This is a genomic window from Streptomyces sp. Act143 (assembly GCF_003143935.1).
GTDB lineage: Bacteria > Actinomycetota > Actinomycetes > Streptomycetales > Streptomycetaceae > Streptomyces.
In genome coordinates this window covers 1321731-1339948 of sequence record NZ_QFRX01000001.1, presented here as the reverse complement: position 1 = coordinate 1339948, position 18218 = coordinate 1321731, and the positions used below count along the sequence as shown (strand labels likewise).

Annotated in this window: 11 protein-coding genes and 1 pseudogene; 2 read left to right on the top strand and 10 right to left on the bottom strand. The window is 73.2% G+C overall.

Annotated elements, in window-relative coordinates:
* The 5 genes from DI272_RS05865 to DI272_RS05845 form a co-directional block, all read right to left on the bottom strand.
* Positions 1–2817 (bottom strand): NHLP bacteriocin export ABC transporter permease/ATPase subunit, encoded by a 2817-nt coding sequence (locus DI272_RS05865; protein WP_109494076.1) that lies wholly within the window; start codon positions 2815–2817, stop codon positions 1–3.
* 1 nt (position 2818) lies between these two features.
* A complete protein-coding gene (locus DI272_RS05860) occupies positions 2819–5041 on the bottom strand; it encodes an NHLP family bacteriocin export ABC transporter peptidase/permease/ATPase subunit (RefSeq protein WP_109494075.1) in 2223 nt (740 codons plus the stop codon).
* Positions 5038–5844 (bottom strand): HlyD family efflux transporter periplasmic adaptor subunit, encoded by an 807-nt coding sequence (locus DI272_RS05855; RefSeq protein WP_109494074.1) that lies wholly within the window; start codon positions 5842–5844, stop codon positions 5038–5040. The genes DI272_RS05860 and DI272_RS05855 overlap by 4 nt, the downstream gene beginning before the upstream one ends.
* A 117-nt stretch (positions 5845–5961) precedes the next feature.
* Complete coding sequence (locus DI272_RS05850; RefSeq protein ID WP_079308961.1) at positions 5962–6177, bottom strand: hypothetical protein; 216 nt, start codon at positions 6175–6177, stop codon at positions 5962–5964.
* A 470-nt stretch (positions 6178–6647) separates the two neighbouring features.
* Positions 6648–7061, bottom strand: coding sequence for a PaaI family thioesterase (locus tag DI272_RS05845; protein ID WP_109494073.1), 414 nt, complete (start codon positions 7059–7061; stop codon positions 6648–6650).
* A 199-nt stretch (positions 7062–7260) separates the two neighbouring features.
* On the opposite strand from DI272_RS05845, the gene DI272_RS05840 reads away from it, so the two are divergent.
* Positions 7261–8625, top strand: a complete 1365-nt coding sequence (locus DI272_RS05840) for a S1 family peptidase (protein ID WP_109494072.1) — start codon at positions 7261–7263, stop codon at positions 8623–8625.
* Between the two features lie 121 nt (positions 8626–8746).
* On the opposite strand, the gene DI272_RS05835 is transcribed toward DI272_RS05840, so the two are convergent.
* The gene (locus DI272_RS05835) at positions 8747–10906 is read right to left on the bottom strand and encodes a PP2C family protein-serine/threonine phosphatase (RefSeq protein ID WP_109494071.1); all 2160 of its coding nucleotides are present in this window, start codon (positions 10904–10906) and stop codon (positions 8747–8749) included.
* A gap of 158 nt (positions 10907–11064) precedes the next feature.
* On the opposite strand from DI272_RS05835, the pseudogene DI272_RS05830 reads away from it, so the two are divergent.
* A pseudogene (locus DI272_RS05830) lies at positions 11065–11757 on the top strand (LuxR C-terminal-related transcriptional regulator); the annotation flags it as partial.
* Here DI272_RS05830 and DI272_RS46175 read toward each other — a convergent pair.
* The 4 genes from DI272_RS46175 to lanKC form a co-directional block, all read right to left on the bottom strand.
* A complete protein-coding gene (locus tag DI272_RS46175) occupies positions 11680–13527 on the bottom strand; it encodes an ATP-binding cassette domain-containing protein (RefSeq protein WP_375138029.1) in 1848 nt (615 codons plus the stop codon). The pseudogene DI272_RS05830 and the gene DI272_RS46175 overlap by 78 nt on opposite strands.
* Positions 13524–15221: an ABC transporter ATP-binding protein gene (locus tag DI272_RS05820; RefSeq protein ID WP_109494069.1), complete on the bottom strand. Its 1698-nt coding sequence runs from the start codon at positions 15219–15221 to the stop codon at positions 13524–13526. Before DI272_RS05820 ends, DI272_RS46175 begins: the two co-directional genes overlap by 4 nt.
* An 84-nt stretch (positions 15222–15305) precedes the next feature.
* On the bottom strand, positions 15306–15422 hold the full coding sequence (locus DI272_RS05815) for a SapB/AmfS family lanthipeptide (RefSeq protein ID WP_109494068.1): 117 nt from the start codon (positions 15420–15422) through the stop codon (positions 15306–15308).
* A 61-nt stretch (positions 15423–15483) separates the two neighbouring features.
* On the bottom strand, positions 15484–18084 hold the full coding sequence (gene lanKC / locus DI272_RS05810; RefSeq protein WP_109494067.1) for a class III lanthionine synthetase LanKC: 2601 nt from the start codon (positions 18082–18084) through the stop codon (positions 15484–15486).
* Between the last annotated feature and the right edge of the window lie 134 nt (positions 18085–18218).

The window sequence follows — 18218 nt, the reverse complement described above, 5'->3', positions numbered from 1 at the left end:
CTACGCCAGCTGCCGCCGCACCAGCTCGTGCAGCCGCCCGCCGGTGTCCGCGAGCAACTGCGCGGGCGGGCCCTGCTGGGCGACCTTGCCGTCCTCCATCACGATCACACGGTCCGCGTCCAGCACCGTGGACAGGCGGTGCGCGATGACGATGCGGGTGGCGTTGAGGGCCTTGGTGGACTCGATGACCGTGCGCTGCGTCTCGTTGTCCAGGGCGCTGGTCGCCTCGTCGAAGAAGAGGATGCGCGGGCGGCGGATCAACGCCTGGGCGATCATGAGCCGTTGACGCTGGCCGCCGGAGACGGCACCGCTGCCGGAGACGATCGTGTGCAGCCCCATCGGCATCCGCTGGATGTCCTCCGCGAGCCCCGCCATCTGCGCCGCCGCCATCACCTCCTCCGGCGTGTACGGCTCGGTGCCGCAGATGACGTCCATGATCGAGCCGGTGAACGGCTGCGCGTGCTGGAGCACCACCCCGCACTGCCGGCGCACCGCCGACTGGTCGAGGGCCGCCAAATCCTGCCCGTCGTAGAGCACGCTGCCGGAGACCGGCGGGTCGAAGCCGATCAGCAGCCTGAGCAGCGTCGACTTGCCGCAGCCGCTCGGGCCGACGATCGCCACGAACTCGCCTGGCCGCACCTCGAAGGACACGTCGTCCAGGATCAGCGGACCGTCGTCCGAGTAGCGGAAGGAGACCCGGCGGGCCTCGATGGCGCCGGTCAGCGGACCCGGCCGGGTGCTCGCCGTGCGCACCTCCGGGGCGGCCCGGAGAACCGGCTTGATCTCCTCGAACAGCGGCAGCGCACCCACCGCCGACACGAACGCGCCGGTCAGCTGGGTCACGGACGTCAGCACCATCGTCACCGAGGTGTTGAAGCTCAAGAACGCCGCCGCCGACATCGACCCGCGCGCCGGGCCCGCCAGCAGCATGAACATCAGCAGGGTGCAGGCGGGCAGGTAGACCGCGCCCATCACGGTGGTGAGGTTCTTGATCCGCCCCACCTTCTGCTGGAGCTCCCGACTGCGCGCGAACTCCGCGGCCCAGGCGGCGTAGGCGTAGTTCTCGGCCGCCGCCACCCGCAGCTTGGGCAGCCCGCGCAGGGTCTGGAACGCCTGGTTGTTCAGCTTGTTGCCGAGCACCACCAGGCGCCGCTGCCAGCGCACCTGCCACAGCCCGAGCCCCAGGAAGACCCCGGCGATCACGACGAGCATGCCGATCGCCGCGCACGCCATCGGCACGCTGTACCAGAACAGCAGCCCCAGGTTCATCGCGCCGACCGTCACCGATTGCGCGACCACGGGCCCGACCCCCGCCAGCAGCCGCCGGATCGCGCTGATGCCCATCGCCGCGCTCGCCAGCTCACCCGTGGAGCGCTCGGTGAAGAACTTGGTGGGCAACCTCAACAGGCGGTCCCAGACGGCCGGTTGGAGGGTCGCCTCGATACGGCCCTCCAACCGCAGGATCGTCAGGTTCTGCAGCAGCATGAAGGTCGCGGCGACGAGACTGCCGACCATCACCGCCAGACAGACCTGGACGATCAGATGCGTCTGCGCCTTCGGCACGAACTCGCCGAGCACCTTCCCGGTCGCGATGGGCACGATCGCGCCGATCGCGACGGTCACGAGGCCGCTGAGAAGCAGGTTCGTCAGGTCCCCGCCCATGTTCTGCATGCTGAACCGCAGCAGCCGCAGCGGGCTGAGCGCGCGGTCCGGCAGCGGGCGGTAGAACATCACCGCGCGCGGCTCGAACTCCTCCGCGTTGGCCTTCTCGACCGGCGTCTCCCGGCCCGTCGCCGGATGCACCGCCACATAGCCGCCCCGCCGCCACAGCAGCGCGACCGGCGCTCCGGACAGCGCCCGATGACCCACCAGCGGGCCGACGTTGTCCCGCCACCATGTGCCGTCCAGCCGCACGGCCCGGGCGCGCACCCGGGAGGCGAGCGCGATCCGCTCCACCGGGTCCAGCCGGTCGCCGCCGGTACCGGACTGCGCCGGATCGGCCAGGGTGATCCCGGCCGCCTGCGCGACCAGCTTGCACGCCGCGTACGAGGCGTCCGCGTCGGCGGCCGTGGCCCGCTTGCCCGAGGACTTGCCGATGGAGGCGAGCAGCGTGCGGTCGGCCTGGGCGCGGACCGCCTCACCGGCCTTGATGCCCTCGGCCGTGCGCGTCTCGTGGGTGCGCTCCACCTGCTCGATCCAGCGGTCCAGCGTGGTCAGCAGCCGGTACTGCTGGTCGACCATGCTCTGCCAGACCGCGGGGTCCATCAGCAGGTCGGCGGCGGCCTCCGCGCCGTACAGCGAGCCGTACTGCACGCTGCCCGGCGGCACCTGCATCCAGAAGACGTCGTCGTCGGTGATCTCCGCGGCGCGTTCGTTCGCCATCGGCGCCTGGAAGAGGACGGAGAGGCTGCGGCCGACGCCGAGGGCGAGGGCGTACTCCAGCGGGCTCGTCGTCGGCGGTACGTACTGCGGGTTGCCGTGCTCGTCGTAGGACCAGGTCTGGGTGTTCGCGGGCTGGTACAGCTCGCGCAGTCCGATGCGGTGCACCACGCAGTCCCTGAGCGGGCGGGCGACCAGGGTGTGCTGCGGTCCCGGTGTCGGGCCGAGCAGCAGGGAGCCCGCCTCCAGGCGGCCCAGGTGGTGCCAGTGGCCCTGCTGTTCGGCGTCGACCGCGAACAGGTCCACGGCGCCGGACGCCACCAGCCACAGCACCTGCGGCCCTTCGAGGTCCAGGCGGTTGTGCCCGGCGAGGTCGTACGGGGTGCCCATCGAGCCGAGGGCCTGGAGAACCAGGTCCCCTTCGGGTGCGGTCGTCATCTCAGCGCTCCCTGACCAGAGCCGCGTACGCGCCACCGCGCGCCACCAGCTCCTCGTGCCGTCCGCGTTCCACGATCGTGCCGTGCTGGAGCACGACGATCTCGTCGCTGTCCCGCACGGTGCTCAGCCGGTGCGCGATCACCACACAGGCACAGCCGCGCTTGCGGAGGTTGTCCATCACCGTCAGCTCGGTCTCGGCGTCCAGCGCGCTCGTCACCTCGTCGAGCACCAGGATGCTCGGCCTGCGGACCAACGCCCGCGCGATCTCCAGGCGTTGGCGCTGGCCGCCGGAGAAGTTCCGGCCGTCCTGCTCGACCCGGCTGTTGATGCCGCCGGGGCGGCGCATCACCACGTCGTAGAGCGCCGCGTCGCGCAGCGCGTCCACCACCGCGTCATCCGGGATCGACGGGTCCCACAGCGCCACGTTGTCGCGGACCGAGCCCTCGAAGAGGAAGACGTCCTGGTCCACGAAGGAGACGGAGGAGGCGAGCGCGCCGCGCGGAATGTCCTCCAGGCGCCGGCCGTCGATGCGGATGACGCCCTCCCAGGGCGCGTACAGGCCCGATATCAGCCGGGAGACCGTGGACTTGCCGCTGCCCGAACCGCCGACCAGCGCCACCTGCTGACCGGGGCCGACCGTCAGGTCGAAGCCGGCCAGCAGGGGCTTGTCCAGCGGGTTGTAGCCGAAGGAGATGTTCTGGAGTTCCACGTGCCCGTGCAGCCGGCGGGTCGAATCACCGGCCCCGGGGCGGCCGTAGAGCGGGTCGGCCTGGAAGTTCTCCACGTCCTTCAGGCGGGCCACGTCGGCCGCGAAGTCCTGGATGCGGCCCGCGACCCCGTTGAGCCGGGTGATCGGGGCGGTGAAACGGGTGACCAGCGACTGGAAGGCGACCAGCAGGCCGACCGAGATGCCGCCCTCGACCGCCCGCATCCCGCCGATCCACAGGATCACCGCGGCGTTCAGCGAGGCCAGCGTGGGCGCGACCACGCCCAGCCAGGCGGACGGCACCCCGAGCCGCTGCTGCTCCTCCAGCGTGGTGGCGTGCTGCCCGGCCCACTTGCGGAAGTAGCCGTCCTCACCGCCGGTCGCCTTCATCGTCTCGATCAACTGAAGACCGGTGTAAGCGGTGTTGGTGAGCCGGGCGCTGTCCGCACGCAGCTTCGCCGTGCGCGTCGCACGGAGCCTGATCACCACCCGCATCGCCACGATGTTCAGCAGCGCGACCCCGATGCCGACGAACGTCAGCTGCGGGTCATAGGTGTAGAGGAGGACGGCGTAGAGGACGACGACCACCGCGTCCACACCCGCCGCCGCCAGGTCACGGGCCAGCGTCTCGGCCACCGCGTCGTTCGACTGGAGCCGCTGCACCAGGTCGGCCGGGCTGCGCTGGGAGAAGAACGTCACCGGCAGCCGCAGCAGATGGCGCAGGAAGCGGGCGCTGGAGAGGGTGGAGGAGATGATGCGGCCGTGCAGCAGGTTCGCCTGCTGCAACCAGGTCAGGACCAGGGTGAGCGCCACGCACGTGCCCATCGAGGCGAACAGCACGCCCAGCAACGACGTCTGACCGCCGATCAGGAACATGTCGATGTAGGTACGGCTCAGCGCGGGCACCGCCGCGCCCACCAGCACCAGCAGCAGACTCGCCAGCACGGCGGCCGGCATGGTGCCCGCGGTGCCGCGCAGCCGGGCCGGCATCGCGCCGAGCACGCCGGGCTTGCGACCGCCCTTGGTGAAGCCGTGGCCCGGCTCCATGATCAGCACGACGCCGGTGAAGCTGGAGTCGAAGTCCTCCATCGGCACGAACCGGCGGCCCTTGCCGGGGTCGTTGATGTACACCCCGCGGCGGCCGAAGCGGCGCCCCATGCCGTCGTAGACGACGTAGTGGTTGAACTCCCAGAACAGCACCGCCGGTGCCTTCACCTCGGCCAGGGCGGCCGTGTCCATCTGCATGCCCTTGGCGGTCAGACCGTAACTGCGGGCCGCCTTCAGCAGGTTGCTGGCACGTGAGCCGTCGCGCGAGACCCCGCACGCGATGCGCAGCTCCTCCAGCGGGACGTGCTTGCCGAAGTGGCCCAGCACCATCGCCAAGGAGGCGGCGCCGCACTCCACGGCCTCCATCTGGAGCACGCTGGGGGTGCGGACGGTCTTGCCCCTGCCCTTGGGCACCGGGCGCTTGGGCGGGGCGGACCGGCGCCGGCCGCGGGTCTCCGGTGCGGTGCTCATGGCAGCAGCCAATCGACGGGACGCTGGTCGGCGAGGCGGATCGAACCCTGGGCCACGGTCATGGAGGTGAGGGGGAACGGCGGCCCGTCCGCGGACGACCACCGGTAGCCGCTCTTCGTGCCGGACGCCTTGTCCAGCCTCACCGTCACGGCGACCGGCCTGCCGTCCTTCGTGAACTGCTCGCCCAGCTGGCTGTCCCCGAGGAACGCGGAGATCTGCTGCGCCGACTGCGCCGAGCGGTCCACCGACTTCACATGGCCGCGCAGCACGCCGTACTCCTGCGTCGGCACGGACGACACCGTCAGGTCGACGGCGGCGTTCGCGGGGATCGAGGCGGCGTTCTCTGCGGGGACGTACACGGTGGCGTAGAGCGGATCAGTGGAGTGCGCGACCTTCTCGACCGCGGCCACGTTGGCACCGGTCTGGATGATCTGGCCGATGGTGGCGGCGAGCGCGGTGACGCGGCCCGCGGCGACCGAGCGGACGACGGTGTCGCCGTCGGCGGTGCGCACCTTCAGCACCGGGGAATCGGCGGGCAGCCGCTCGCCCTGCTTCGCCAGCACGGCGGTGACCTGGCCCGCGACCGGGCTCTGCAGGATGTAACTGCCCTGCCCGTGCGTGAGGATGGCGGGCGCGCCCACGGTGGAGGCGACCGAACCGGTCACCGCCCACACCGACGCGGCGGCCATCACGACCACCGTCACGGAGAGCGCGAGCCAGCCCTGCGGGCGGGCGAACCGCACCGGAAGGTCGAGCTCCTCCGGCGACTGGAGCTTGGCGAGGGCCTGTTGGCGGAACTGCACGGAACTTTCCCTCACCTGAAAACGAGGAAGGACCGGCTGTGGGCAGCCGGTTGCGTCATGACATCCGAGAGCCCCGGAGCCGGGAAACGGCTCCGGGACTCAGGGCACGAGGTGCGATCAGAGACCGGCGACCAGGTTCGTGACCGGGGCCACGGAGAGGCCGGTGGTGCCCTCGACCGTGCCGACGACCGTGTCGACCAGGCCGGAGACCGGGGCAACGCCGTCCACCAGGCCGGTGACGGTGCCGAGGGCGTTCAGCTGCAGGCCGCCGGAGACGTTGTCGAGCTCGGCGTCGGAGATCTCGACGGTCTCAACCTGGGGGGTGGAGTTCATGGTGGAACTTCCCTTCATATGGATATTCACAAGGGGGAGCGGACCCCTGGCAGGGGCGGCCGCGTGCCGCGGGTGCCGGGCACCCGTTTCCGGGGGCCCTTCGCGGCTCCCGCGGTGCGATGGATAAAAGCACGCGGCGGGCGCGCGCTTCCAATCAACCAACGCCCTCACCAGGGCACTTGAGCCCCAGCGGTACCGAACCGTGCAGGCGCGCGCACGTCTCTGCGGCGACTTCTTCACATGCGGCGCGCCTTCGGTTCACACGAGGACTTGCGGCCCGCGAGGCGAATCCGACACTCCCGCCCCAATGACGTACGCGGCGGCGCACGCTTGTGCAGATCCGCCGCGCACGGTGACTTGGTTGAGTATTGGATGTGCAGATTCCCTGGAGCAGGGATTCCGCGGGAACTTCGAAACGGACCGTTGCCGATCGACCGCGGTCCGTGTCTGTTCGGAACCGGGCCCGTGCGTCAGCCCAGAAGCGCGTAGACCGTGCTCGCGCGGGCCGCGAGGTCACCCGACTCCGCGTCGGTCATCGTGATGTCCGCGAACGCCATGCGTCGGCCCAGCTTGGTGATCACCGCCTGGATCAGGACATCCGAACCGGACACCGCGCGCTGGAACGACGTCGACTGCTGCACGGTCGTCATCGGTCCGTAGGCGCCGCGCGCCGCAGAGACGGCGAGCACGGTGGCGGTGTCCGCGGCGGCCATCAGGGCCTGGCCCGACAGCGCCCCGCCCTCCCGGGACAGGCGCTCCGACCAGGGAAGGCGCAGGGTCGCCCGGTCCGCGCCCAGGGACTCGACCGACAGCCCCAGGTCGAGCACCCAGGGGGCGAAGTTGGCGGAGAGGATCTTGTCGGCTTCGGCGGTGGTCATCGTCATATGGGGGATTGTTCCCGCCCCCGGGCCGCGGGACGCGGACCCCGGCCGATCCCGTGGCCGATTCGGTTCCGCAAAGGGACGGCCGGCAAACGGAATTGAACGCCCCACGTGACTCCTGCGTACCCACTGCCATCCAGGCGCCCCGAACAGCCGCCGACGAACGGTGGCACTGACCCCGTCCTTCAGGAGGTCGAGAAGTTTGAGTCACAAGCGAATCCCCAAGCGCAAGGCCGCGATCGCGGCAGGCGGCGTGGTGGCGCTCGGAGCGGCGGCGATCCTCCTGCCCAACGCGAACGCCTCCCAGGACGGCTCCTCCGCGAACGGAGCCGCGGCAGCCCCGAAGACCCTCAAGGCGTCGGACGCCTCGGACCTCGCCTCACATCTCCAGGAACTGCTCGGTGACGCCTTCGCCGGTTCGTACTACGACACGGACCAGCAGCAGCTCGTCGTCAACGTCGTCCCGGGCGACAACAACAACGTGATCGTCCAGGCGAAGAAGGCCGGCGCGGAGATACGCGAAGTCGACAACAGCCTCGCCGAACTCGCCGCGGGCGCGCGGACACTGAAGGCCGACGCGACCATCCCGGGCACCTCCTGGGCCGTGGACCCCCGCACGAACAAGATCCTGGTCACCGCGGACAGCACGGTCACCGGCGCCAAGTGGGATCAGCTGGAGTCGACGGTCGACAGCCTCGGCTCGGGCATGGCGACCATCAAGAAGTCGGCGGGCACCTTCAAGACCTTCCTCTCCGGCGGCGACGCCATCTTCGGCGGTGGCGCCCGCTGCTCGGCCGGCTTCAACGTCGTCGCGGGCGACGGCAGCCCCGCCTTCCTGACGGCCGGTCACTGCGGGGTCGCGGCGGCCGAGTGGTCGGACGCGCAGGACGGTCAGCCGATCGCCACCGTCGACCAGGCCACCTTCCCCGGCGACGGTGACTTCGCCCTGGTGAAGTACGACGACCCGGCGACCGTCGCGCCCAGCGAGGTCAACGTCGGTGACGGCCGGACCGTGCAGATCACCCAGGCCGCGGACGCCGAGGTCGGTCTCCAGGTCTTCAGAATGGGCAGCACCACCGGGCTCAACGACGGCCAGGTCCTCGGCCTCGACGCGACCGTCAACTACCCGGAGGGCACGGTCACCGGCCTCATCCAGACCGACGTCTGCGCCGAGCCCGGCGACAGCGGCGGCTCCCTGTTCACCCAGGACGGGCTGGCCATCGGCCTGACCTCCGGGGGCAGCGGCGACTGCACGGTGGGCGGCGAGACCTTCTTCCAGCCGGTCACCACCGCCCTGGAGGCGGTCGGCGCGACCCTCGGCGCGGGCGACGCGGCGGGCGGCGGCGCAGGAGCCGGTGCGGGCGACGAGGCGGGTGCCGGCGCAGGAGCCGGTGCGGGTGACGAGGCGGGCGCGGGTGACGAGGCCGGGGCCGGTCAGGAGGTCGGCGGCGAAGAGGCCGGTGGTCAGGACGTCGGCGGCCAGGATGTCGGCGGCCAGGACGTCGGCGGTGAGGACACCGGGGCGGGCGCCGGGCAGGGCGACTCCGGCCTGACGGGGACCCACTGACCCACGCCGCACCAGCGGTAGGCAGACGCGCGGTCCGACCCTCCGGCGGGAGGGCCGGACCGCGTCCGTGCCGGCGCCGGGGCGGGCGCTCCCGTGAGCGGGGCCCCTGCCCTTGTCGTCCTCACGCGGGCGTACCGCCCCGCGCCCGCAACAGCAGCAACGCCACGTCGTCGATCCGCTCCTCCAGGGCCCCGCTCCGCCCCACCAACCGGTCCGCCAGCTCGTCCAGCGGCAGATCGCCGGCCTCCGCCAGCCGCTGCCCCAGATCGGCCAGGGCGTCCTCGATGTCGACACCCGGTGACTCGATCAGCCCGTCGGTGTACAGGACGAGCACACTGCCCGGGGCCAGCTCGACCTCCGTCGTCGGATACGTCGCCGAGCTGTCGATCCCCAGCAGCGGGCCCCCGGCCAGGTCCAGGACGCGGACCTTGCCGTCCGGGCGGCGCAGCAGCGGCGGCGGGTGGCCCGCGCGCGCCATCACGGCCCGTCCGTGGGCCGGGTCGAGCCGTAGATAGAGACAGCTCGCGAAAAGGTCCGAGCCCAGGTCGATGAGCAGCCGGTTGGTGCTGCTCATGACGTCCTGCGGGCTCTGCCCGACGGTCGTGTACGCCCGTACCGCGGTCCGGATCTGCCCCATCAGCCCGGCCGCCGTGACGTTGTGCCCCTGCACGTCCCCGATCACGGCCGCCGCCACTCCGTGCGAGGGCACCAGGTCGTAGAAGTCGCCGCCGATGTCCATGCCCTGCGTGGCCGGCAGATAGCGGGCCGCCGCGTCGACACCGGGCAGCGCCGGCAGCGAGTGCGGCAGCAGCGCCTCCTGGAGGCCGTGGGCGAGCCGGTGCTTGGCGTCGTACAGCATGGCCCGTTCCAGGGCCTGCGCGATGAGCCCGCCGAGGCTCGTGAGGACGGCCCGTTCGTCCGTGGGGAAGGCGTGCGGCTCGGCGTAGGCCAGCACACAGGTGCCCACCGGCCGGCCGGAGGCGATCAGCGGCAGGTACGCCCAGGCGGCGAAGCCGTCGGGGGTCGCGTGCCGGGCCGGATACAGATGCTCCAGCTCCCGCCGCGAGGCGAAGAACGCGGGCACCCCGCTGTTCAGGGCGTGCGTCCCCGGCGTCGGCTCGGTCAGCGGCAGTCCGTCGAAGCGCTCGACGACATGCGGGTCGGGATAGCCGCGGTGGCCCAGCACATGCAGCCGCCCCGCCCGGGAACCGAGCATGACCAGGGCCTGCCCGCCCACCGCCGGGACGATCTCGTCCGCGACCAGCTGCACCACGTCCTCCACCCCCGCCGCCTCGGTGAGCGCCCCGGCCAGGCTCAGCACCTGCGAGATGGTGACCAGCCGGGCCGGGGCGCCGTCCGGCTGCGACGCGCCCCGGCTCATCTCCGCCACCGCCCGCGCCCGGCTGATGCGCACGCTCAGCCCGGTCGTGCTCGGATACAGCCGGAACGACAGCCAGTCGCCGGGCGGCCGCAGCGCCACGAACGACGTCGTGTGCTGACTGAGCAGCGCGGCCCGGTAGCGGTCCTCGTACACGGGATCGTTGAGCCACGGCACCGATGCCCACAGCTGGGTGCCGAGCAGCCTGCTGACCGGGACACCGATCAGCTCGGCCGCCGCCGCGTTGGCGAAGGCGATCCGGCCGTGCAGATCGAGCGAGCACAACCCGTACGGCAGCCGGGCCACCATCCGGGCCGCCTCCACCGTGCCGAGCGTGCCCGCCGCACCGCCCACCGGCGCTGCCGCCACCAGGTCGGGCTCCGGGAACACCGGGCGGCTCTCCTCCGCGGCCCGCTGCAGCCGGACCGCGAGCCGCCCGCAGGCCGCGCGCAGGTGGTCCCGCTCCCGCTCGGACAGCTCCGGCGGATGCGAGCCGGGCCAGGTCACGAAGATCGCCCCGAACACCTTGCTGTCCGTGGCCACCGGCAGCGCCGCCAGCGCGAAGGGGTAGGGGAGAACCACCGCGATCCGCGGATAGCGGCGGGCCATGTCCTCCTCGCCGCCCACCCACACCAGCCGCCGCTCCCGGACCGCCTCCGCGACCGGGATGGGCGCGCTGAGCCCCACCCGCTCCCACGGCGCCGCGAAGGCCCGGGGCAGCCCGGCCATCACCGCCATCTCCAGGACCGGCTCGTCGGACGCCAGCAGGTACACCGCGCCGGAGTGGGCGTGCACCTCGTCCATCATCGAGGCCAGCGCCAGGGACAGCAGCGGCCGGCCGACCCGCGTCCGGGCGGTCGCCGGCGCCTGCGCCGCCCTCGGCCCGTCGGCCACGCCGACCACCTCCTCGCGGCCCGGAGGGCCCGGAGCCCGGCACGCGACGGGCTCCGGGATCAAATCTGCCCCCTGGCGGCGGGACGCGCACGGCGAGCGGACCGGACCCGGGCAATGCAAGGGAGTCCCGCCACGCGGGCCGCCCCTTACCCCGTCGCCCCCTGCCCATGCCCCTGCATTCGAAGCGTTGGGCGGCGTACACGAACAGTGAGTGCGCCCCCGCGCACCCTGATGGCCGGTTCTTCGCGCCCGGGAAAGGTGCGGGACGCGAACAATGGGGCAGACGCTTCTTCTCACCCATGGAACCGGCGAACGGCAACGCGAGGGGACGGGCAGTGATCCGGGTTCTTCTGGTGCACGACGAGTGTCTGGTCAGGTCGGTCCTGGCGGAGTGGTTACGCCGGGAACCGGACCTGGGGGTCTACGACGCCCCTTGGCGCAGTGCGCCGGGCCGTCTGCGAACCCTGCTGCCCGACGTCTGCGCGGCCGACCTGGAATGCGCGGACACCTACGGCATCCCGCCGCTCGGCGAACTCGGCGCCCGCCCGGCCGGGACGCGGGCGCCCCACCTCCTGGTACTCGCCAGTGCCAACCGGCCGGGGCTGCTGAAACGGGCCGTCGAGGCGGGTGCGCTCGGCTATGTCGACAAGGAGGGCTCGCCGGAACACCTGGTGTACGGGATTCGCCGGGTCGCGGAAGGCAAACGTTTCGTCGACGACTCCCTCGGCTTCGGCTTCCTCAAGGCCGCCGAGATGCCGCTGACCCGGCGGGAGCTGAGCGTGTTATCCCTGGCCGCCGAGGGGGCCTCCGTCGGGGAGATCGCCAGGAACCTGCACCTGTCCCACGGGACCGTGCGCAACTACATGGCGGCCATCACCCGCAAGACCGGGGCCCGCAACCGCATCGACGCGATCCGGATCTCCCAGGGCGAGGGCTGGCTGTGACGGCACCGGCCACCAGCTGCCCACGAGGTCGCGGTAGAGCGCCGAACGCTGCAGCAGTTCGTCGTGCGTGCCGTACGCCGTCGTCCGGCCGTCCATGACCAGGACCCGGTCGGCCCGGCGGGCCGAGCTGATGCGGTGCGCGACGACCACCAGCGTGCCGCCGGGCCGCGCCGCGAAGGCCCGCTCCGCCCGCTCCTCGGCACGCGGGTCCAGATGACAGGTCGCCTCGTCCAGCAGGACGAGCGGGGCGTACGACAGATAGGCGCGGGTGAGGGCGATCAGCTGGCGTTCCCCCGCGGAGAGCGCGGCCGGATCGACGGTGGCGGCGGGGCCGCCGAGCGCGTCGAGCAGCGGCAGCAGCCCCACCGCCTCGGCGGCGGCGCGGAGTTCCGGCTCGGGCACCGGCTCGGGCCGCAGGTGCCCCAGGTTCTCGGCAAGGGTGCCGGTGTGGACGTACGCCTGCTGCGGGACCAGCACCCGGCGGGCGGCGGCCGCGGCTCCCGGCACCGGATACCCGCACACCCGGATCGCGCCGTGCCCGGGCTCCAGCACCCCGGCGACCAGCGCGGTCAGCGTGGACTTGCCGATGCCGCTCGGGCCCACGACGGCCAGATGGGCGCCGGTCCGCAGGTCGAGGTCGAGGCCGTCGACGACGGGGGCCGCGGCGGGCCCGTAGGCGAAGGTGGCGGACTTCAGGGTGAGGGCGGGGACGCCGGGCGGATCGTCGGCCGGTCGCCGCAGCTGCCCGGTGGGGGTGGCCGACGCGACTCCGTCGTCACGGACCAGTCGGCGCAGGACCACCACCAGCCGTGAGCCGCTGGTGCCGAGACCGTGGACCAGGTGGCGCAGCGCGGGCAGCAGGGACTGGGTGACGTACGAGAGCGCGCCGACCAGGGCCCCAGGGGTGACGCCGAGGCCGAGCAGCCAGGGGGCCGTCACCAGCAGCAGCACGATCGGCAGCTCGCCGCCGATGGTCAGGGCGGCCACCCGCAGGACGCCCCACCGGGCCAGCGTGGCCGCGGCTCGTTGTTCGGCGTCGATGTGACGCCCGGTGTCGGCGGCCACGCGGTCCTCCGCGCCGGCCGCCGTGATGTCCCGCAGCCCCGGGCAGACCGTGCCGCAGCGCTCGGCGAGCGCCTCGTCGGCGACCAGGAAGGCCTCCTGACGGCGGGCCAGCGGACGGAGCGTCACCAGGAAGAGGGCCACGCCCGCGAGCAGGGGGAGGCCGACGACCGCCAGCAGGGGCGGGGCCAGCGAGAACAGGCCGATCAGCGCGCCGGCCGCGGTGAACACGAAGGACCGCGACACCATGAGCAGCCCCGCGGAGGCGTCCCGGGCGATCTCGGCCTGCTGGGTGAGGCCGGACAGCGCCGTGCGGTCCCCCTCCCGGACGCCGCGCGCCACGACCCCGGTCACCAGACCGTCCCGCAGCGGTTCGACCAGGTCGGCCACCGCCGTGTGGACCCGGGCCGTGCCGAACGCCCCGGCCAGCACCCCGAGTCCGGCGACACCCAGCCAGGCCAGGCCGATGCCCGCCCGCCCCGCCAGGAAGCCCTCGTCCAGGGCGCGGGCGGGGGCGTAGCCGGTGAGGAACGTCTGCCCGGTCTCCAGCACCGACCAGGCGGCCAGTCGCGCGACGACCCGCCACCGGTTGCGCAGGAAGCGCAGCCCCCGGCGGGCGCTCACTCCGCCTCCCCGTCCGCGAACACCGCCCGGTAGGCGGGAAGGCGCCACAACTTCTCGTGCGGCCCCACCGCCCGCACCCGCCCCCCGTCGAGCCAGGCCACCGCGTCCGCCCGGGCCGCGGTGGCCGCGCGGTGGGCGACCAGCAGCCGGGTGCGGCCCGCGCCGGAGCCCACCAGCGACGCGGTGATCTGCGCCTCCGTCACGGTGTCGAGACTGGAGAGCGCGTCGTCGAGGACGAGCAGACGGGCGTCGTGGGCGAACGCCCGGGCCAGTCCCAGGCGTTGGGCCTCACCACCGGAGTGCGGGGCGTCGGCGCAGCGGGTGGCGTACCCGCCGGGCAGCCGGTTCACGAAGTCGTCCGCGTGCGCGGCGCGGGCGGCCTCGCGGACCCGCACGGGGGAGGCGGGCGTGGGCCCCAGGCCGATCTCCTCCTCCAGGGTGCCGCCCAGCAGCGCGGGCCGGTCGAAGGCGTGCCGGACCGCCCCGCGCAGCGCGTCGTGGGTCAGCTCCCGCAGCGGCACGCCGTCGAGGAGGACCGCCCCGGCGTCCGGGTCGGCGAGCCGTCCGGCGAGCGCGGCGAGCAGCGACTTGCCGGCACCGGACCGGCCGACCACGGCGAAGGTCGTCCCGCCGGGCACGACCAGGTCGACGCCCTCCAGGACCGCCCGCCCGCCGCGCCGGACACTCACCCCGCGGAACTCCAGCGTGCCGCTCCCGGAGGGGAGCTGACGATCGCCGTACCGCGGAGGCGGCTCGTCCAGCACCTCCGTGAGGCGACCGGCGGCGGCCCGGGCGCGGGCCAGGCCCGACAACTGGCCCACCAGCACGCCGACGCCGGTGGCGAGCAGGGCGTACCGGGAGGCGGCGAGCACCTCGCCGACCGTGACCCGGTGGCGGGCGAGGAGCAGCCCGGCGACCGCGACGACACCGAGCTGGAGCAGCGGGGCCACGGCGACGGACTGTCCGGCGGCCCGCCCCTGCACCCGCCACATCAGGTGCCCGGCCCGGGACAGTTCGGGCAGCGGCCGCAGGATGCGCGCCGTCTCCCGCTCCGCGGTGCCGGCCGCCTGTATGGTGCGGTGCCCGTCGACGGCCTCCGTGAGCGCCGCCGCGATCCGTCCCTGGGCGCGCTGGTAGCGGGCGGCGCACTCGCGGGTGTCGCGGGCGAAGGCGCGCAGCAGCAGGGCCAGCACCGGGGCTCCGGCCAGCAGGACGGCCGCGAGCCACGGGTCGATCAGGGCGAGGGCGATCAGTCCGCCGAGCGGTCCGGCGAGGGCGGCCGGCAGAGCGGCGCGGGCGGTCGGCGCGGTGCCGGCCTGCGCGGCGTTGCCGACGAGGCGGGCGACCAGGTCGCCGGGGCCGAAGCGGTCACCGGCGCGCGGGCCTACGGCCAGGACATGGCCGGTCAGGCGCCTGCGCAGCCAGGAGGTGGTGCGGGCGTCGAGCGTGCCGCCGAGCACGGTCTCCGCCGCGTCGAGAAGGGCGAGCAGCAGCACCAGCCCGGCGCAGTACCCCACCCAGCGCGTGGCCGGCGCTCCGGCCAGCAGCAGATCGAGGGCGCGGCCCAGCGCGGCGGGCAGCAGCAGCCCGGCACCGGTGGCGGCCGTGCTCACCAGGCACAGGGCCACCCAGCGGGCGGGGGCCGGACCGAGCGGGCCGAACACCGCGGTACGCGCTGCCGGTGGCGTCGTCATGGTGCCCTCCTCGGTACATGCGGGACCCCGGGCGGCCCCTCCCTCACGGGAGCGGACCGCCCGGAGCCGTACAGGCACTGCGCGTCAGAGACAGAGGAGGACGCTCGCGGCGCTGATGCAGGACAGCAGGCTCACGGTGCTTTCGCCGCCGCCACCCGTGGTCTCGTCGGCTTCCATCGTCTGAAGGTCGAGAAGTGCCATGTCTGTTTCCTCTCTTCGGTGGTGTCGTCACCCGTGGGGACGGGGTCGGATCACGGCTCCGTCAGGTCGCGGAACCGCGCTGTGGGGGCCGCCCGAGCGGCGGCAGGAAGGGCAGGTGAGCGCCTGCCCCGGCGTCGTGGGCCGCGCCGAGCGCGAGCAGGCAGCCGGCCGTGCCGGTGCCCAGGTCCATCGACAGCCGCATCATCTGGTGTCCGGGGAAGGCCAGTTGGCCCTGGTAGGACATGGCGAACCAGCCGAGTCCGTCGATCTGCTCGGCGAGCCGCTCCCGGCTCGCGCCGGGTGTGGAGGTGCGGGCGAGGTGCAGGATCAGCCCGGCACGGCCCTGGAAGAGGCCCGGCTGCACGTAGAAGCGGGAGGTGGCGGCGGTGAGGATGCCGGACCTGACGTCCGCCCACTGGTCGCCGGTGTGGGCGAGATGGTCGTCCAGCACCATCCCGATGCCCGCGCTCCCCTCGCCGAGGTAGGGCAGGGTCCGCCAGCCCTCGTCGACTTGCAGTGAGCCGTTGGGCTGCCGCACACAGCCGTCCAGGTCCCGCCGCAGCGCGACCCCGGCCGCCTCCAGCAGCCGCGCCTCGCCGGTGCGTTCGTACTCCCGCAGCAGGAACAGCGCGGGCCCGCTCGCCCCGCGCAGCAGCCCGGCCCGGCGCCGCCGGGGGCCGTCCGGCAGGGGCTCCGCGAGACGCCGTACGAGGAGGTCGGCGGCCTCCGCGGCACGGTCCCCGAGTTCCGACTCGCCGGTGGTGCGGGCGAGTTCGGCGAGGACCAGGCCGAGGCCGGCCAGCCCGCCGTGCAGGTCGGAGGAGAGGTTCTGCCAGCGTTCGGCGAGGATCGAGCCGATCAGGTCCAGGGCGCGCTGCCGGTGGCCGAGCCGGTCCAGGACGTGGGCGACGCCCGCGAGACCGTCGTACAGTCCGAGCGGGGTGCCCGTCGGCGCTGGCGCGGTGCGGGCGAGGAGCCAGCGCTCGCCCTCCTCGTACCGTTCGGCGCCGACTGCGTCCAGCGCGTACAGCACCCCGGCCGCGCCGTGCGCGAGGCCGAGACCGCCGCCGTCGCCGAACTGGCTGATGTCGCCCGGGAAGAGCCGGTCGTCGCGTTCCGGGGTGGCCGAGGCGAGGATCGCCTTCACCATCGAGTCGCGGCTGTAGGGCCAGTCGGCCGGCTCCACGAAGGGTTTGACCAGCGCGGGTGCGGACACCCCGTTGTCCCGGGTGATCTCCGCGACCGCTTCGTCGAGGAACTCCTTGGGCACGTCCGGGAACTGACGGAGAATCACTTCCGCGAGATGGGCCGCCTTGCCGCGGTCGACCACGAACAGCGTGGTGACCGGCAGGAACAGGGCGATCCGCAGACAGGCCAGCGCGTACCGGTCGACGTCCGCGCCCGTGCGGTCCGGCGGGGCGAAGAAGCCGGGGTGCGCGACCACCTGTCGGCCCCGCTCGTCGACCGGCGCGGCGGCCTCGAAGTCGAGCAGGGACACCGACTCCCCGTCGGGGCCGACCATGATGTTGAAGACGTGCAGGTCGTTGAAGACGATCCCGCGCGCGTGGATCGCCGCCACGGCCCGCTCGACACCGGCGTGGATGCGCAGTGCCCAGGCCGTGTAGTCGGCCACCGCCCGCGGATCGGGGTCGGGGGTGAGCAGCGGGTGCCGTTCGGCGAAGAACGAGTTCAGCGGCCGCCCCTCCAGGAACTCCATGACCAGGAACCGGTGGTCGCCGAGCGTGAACCAGTCCCGCACCTCCGGCACCACGCCCGTCCCCGCCAGCCGCTCCAGGGCGTTCTTCTCGCGCTCCAGCCGGGTGATCGCGTCCGCCCCGTCGGCGGCGAGGCCCGCGTGCGGCCGGCCCTCCTTGAGCACGACTCTGCTGCCGTCCCGGGTGTCGGTGCCGACGTAGACCCCGCCGCCGTTGGAGAAGTGCAGCGCCTTCTCGATGCGGTACGGCAGTTCGCCCACCGTCGTGGTGTTGCGCGCCGCCAGATGCGGCGTGAGGAAGGCCGGGAGCGTCACCCACTCCGGGACCTGGAAGGACGGCGCCCGGCGGTCGGGGATCAGACGCCCCGCGCCGTCCCGCACCGCCGGCACCAGCGAGCCCCGCTCGTCGACCACGAACTGGCGTGCGAACGCCCCGTAGCGCACATAGAGCGGTCCCTCGCCCCAGCGCAGGTCGGTCAGGATGTACGGCCCCTCGAACCCCTCCAGCAGCTCGCCCAGCTCGCGCAGCACGAGGTGGAGCTGCTCCTCGTCGGCCGGGTACAGGGTGACGAACTTGCCGCTGCTGTCGCGGGCGGCGTACTTGGTGTTGCGCAGATGCAGCAGGTGCGGTCCCGGCACGAACTTGAACGGGATACGCCGGGGCACGCAGTAGTCCCAGACGATCGCCGCGATCCGCTCCGCGTTCGCCCGGGTGGCCGAGGCGTGGACCTTCCAGCCCTGCGCCGGACCGGACACCGGCGCCCCGTCCGCGTCGAGCGGCGTCAAGGTCAGCCAGTCACCGATGCGCGCCGCGTCCCAGCCGGCCGGCACCTCGCGCCGCGCCGCCTCGAACAGCGGCGCCGCCTGGCGCGCGCCCGCGGACAGCCGGTCCGGCGTGTCGTAGAAGTGCCGGTCGGCGAGCGCGTACACCTCGTACCGCTTGTCCATGCCACCCCCTCCTTGGCCCGGAATCGAGCTTCCAGCGGAGGCGGTGGGCACGGACAGTCACCGCTGTCATGAGACCACCGTGCGGAACGCATGCGTAAAGACTTGTTCGGTGACTTTCGAGCGTGACCCCCGCA

Coding starts and splice junctions, on each gene's coding strand:
- DI272_RS05865 (WP_109494076.1), bottom strand. CDS start 2,817: ATGACGACCGCACCCGAAGGGGACCTGGTTCTCCAGGCCCTCGGCTCG.
- DI272_RS05860 (WP_109494075.1), bottom strand. CDS start 5,041: ATGAGCACCGCACCGGAGACCCGCGGCCGGCGCCGGTCCGCCCCGCCC.
- DI272_RS05850 (WP_079308961.1), bottom strand. CDS start 6,177: ATGAACTCCACCCCCCAGGTTGAGACCGTCGAGATCTCCGACGCCGAG.
- DI272_RS05845 (WP_109494073.1), bottom strand. CDS start 7,061: ATGACGATGACCACCGCCGAAGCCGACAAGATCCTCTCCGCCAACTTC.
- DI272_RS05820 (WP_109494069.1), bottom strand. CDS start 15,221: ATGACGACGCCACCGGCAGCGCGTACCGCGGTGTTCGGCCCGCTCGGT.
- DI272_RS05815 (WP_109494068.1), bottom strand. CDS start 15,422: ATGGCACTTCTCGACCTTCAGACGATGGAAGCCGACGAGACCACGGGT.
- lanKC (WP_109494067.1), bottom strand. CDS start 18,084: ATGGACAAGCGGTACGAGGTGTACGCGCTCGCCGACCGGCACTTCTAC.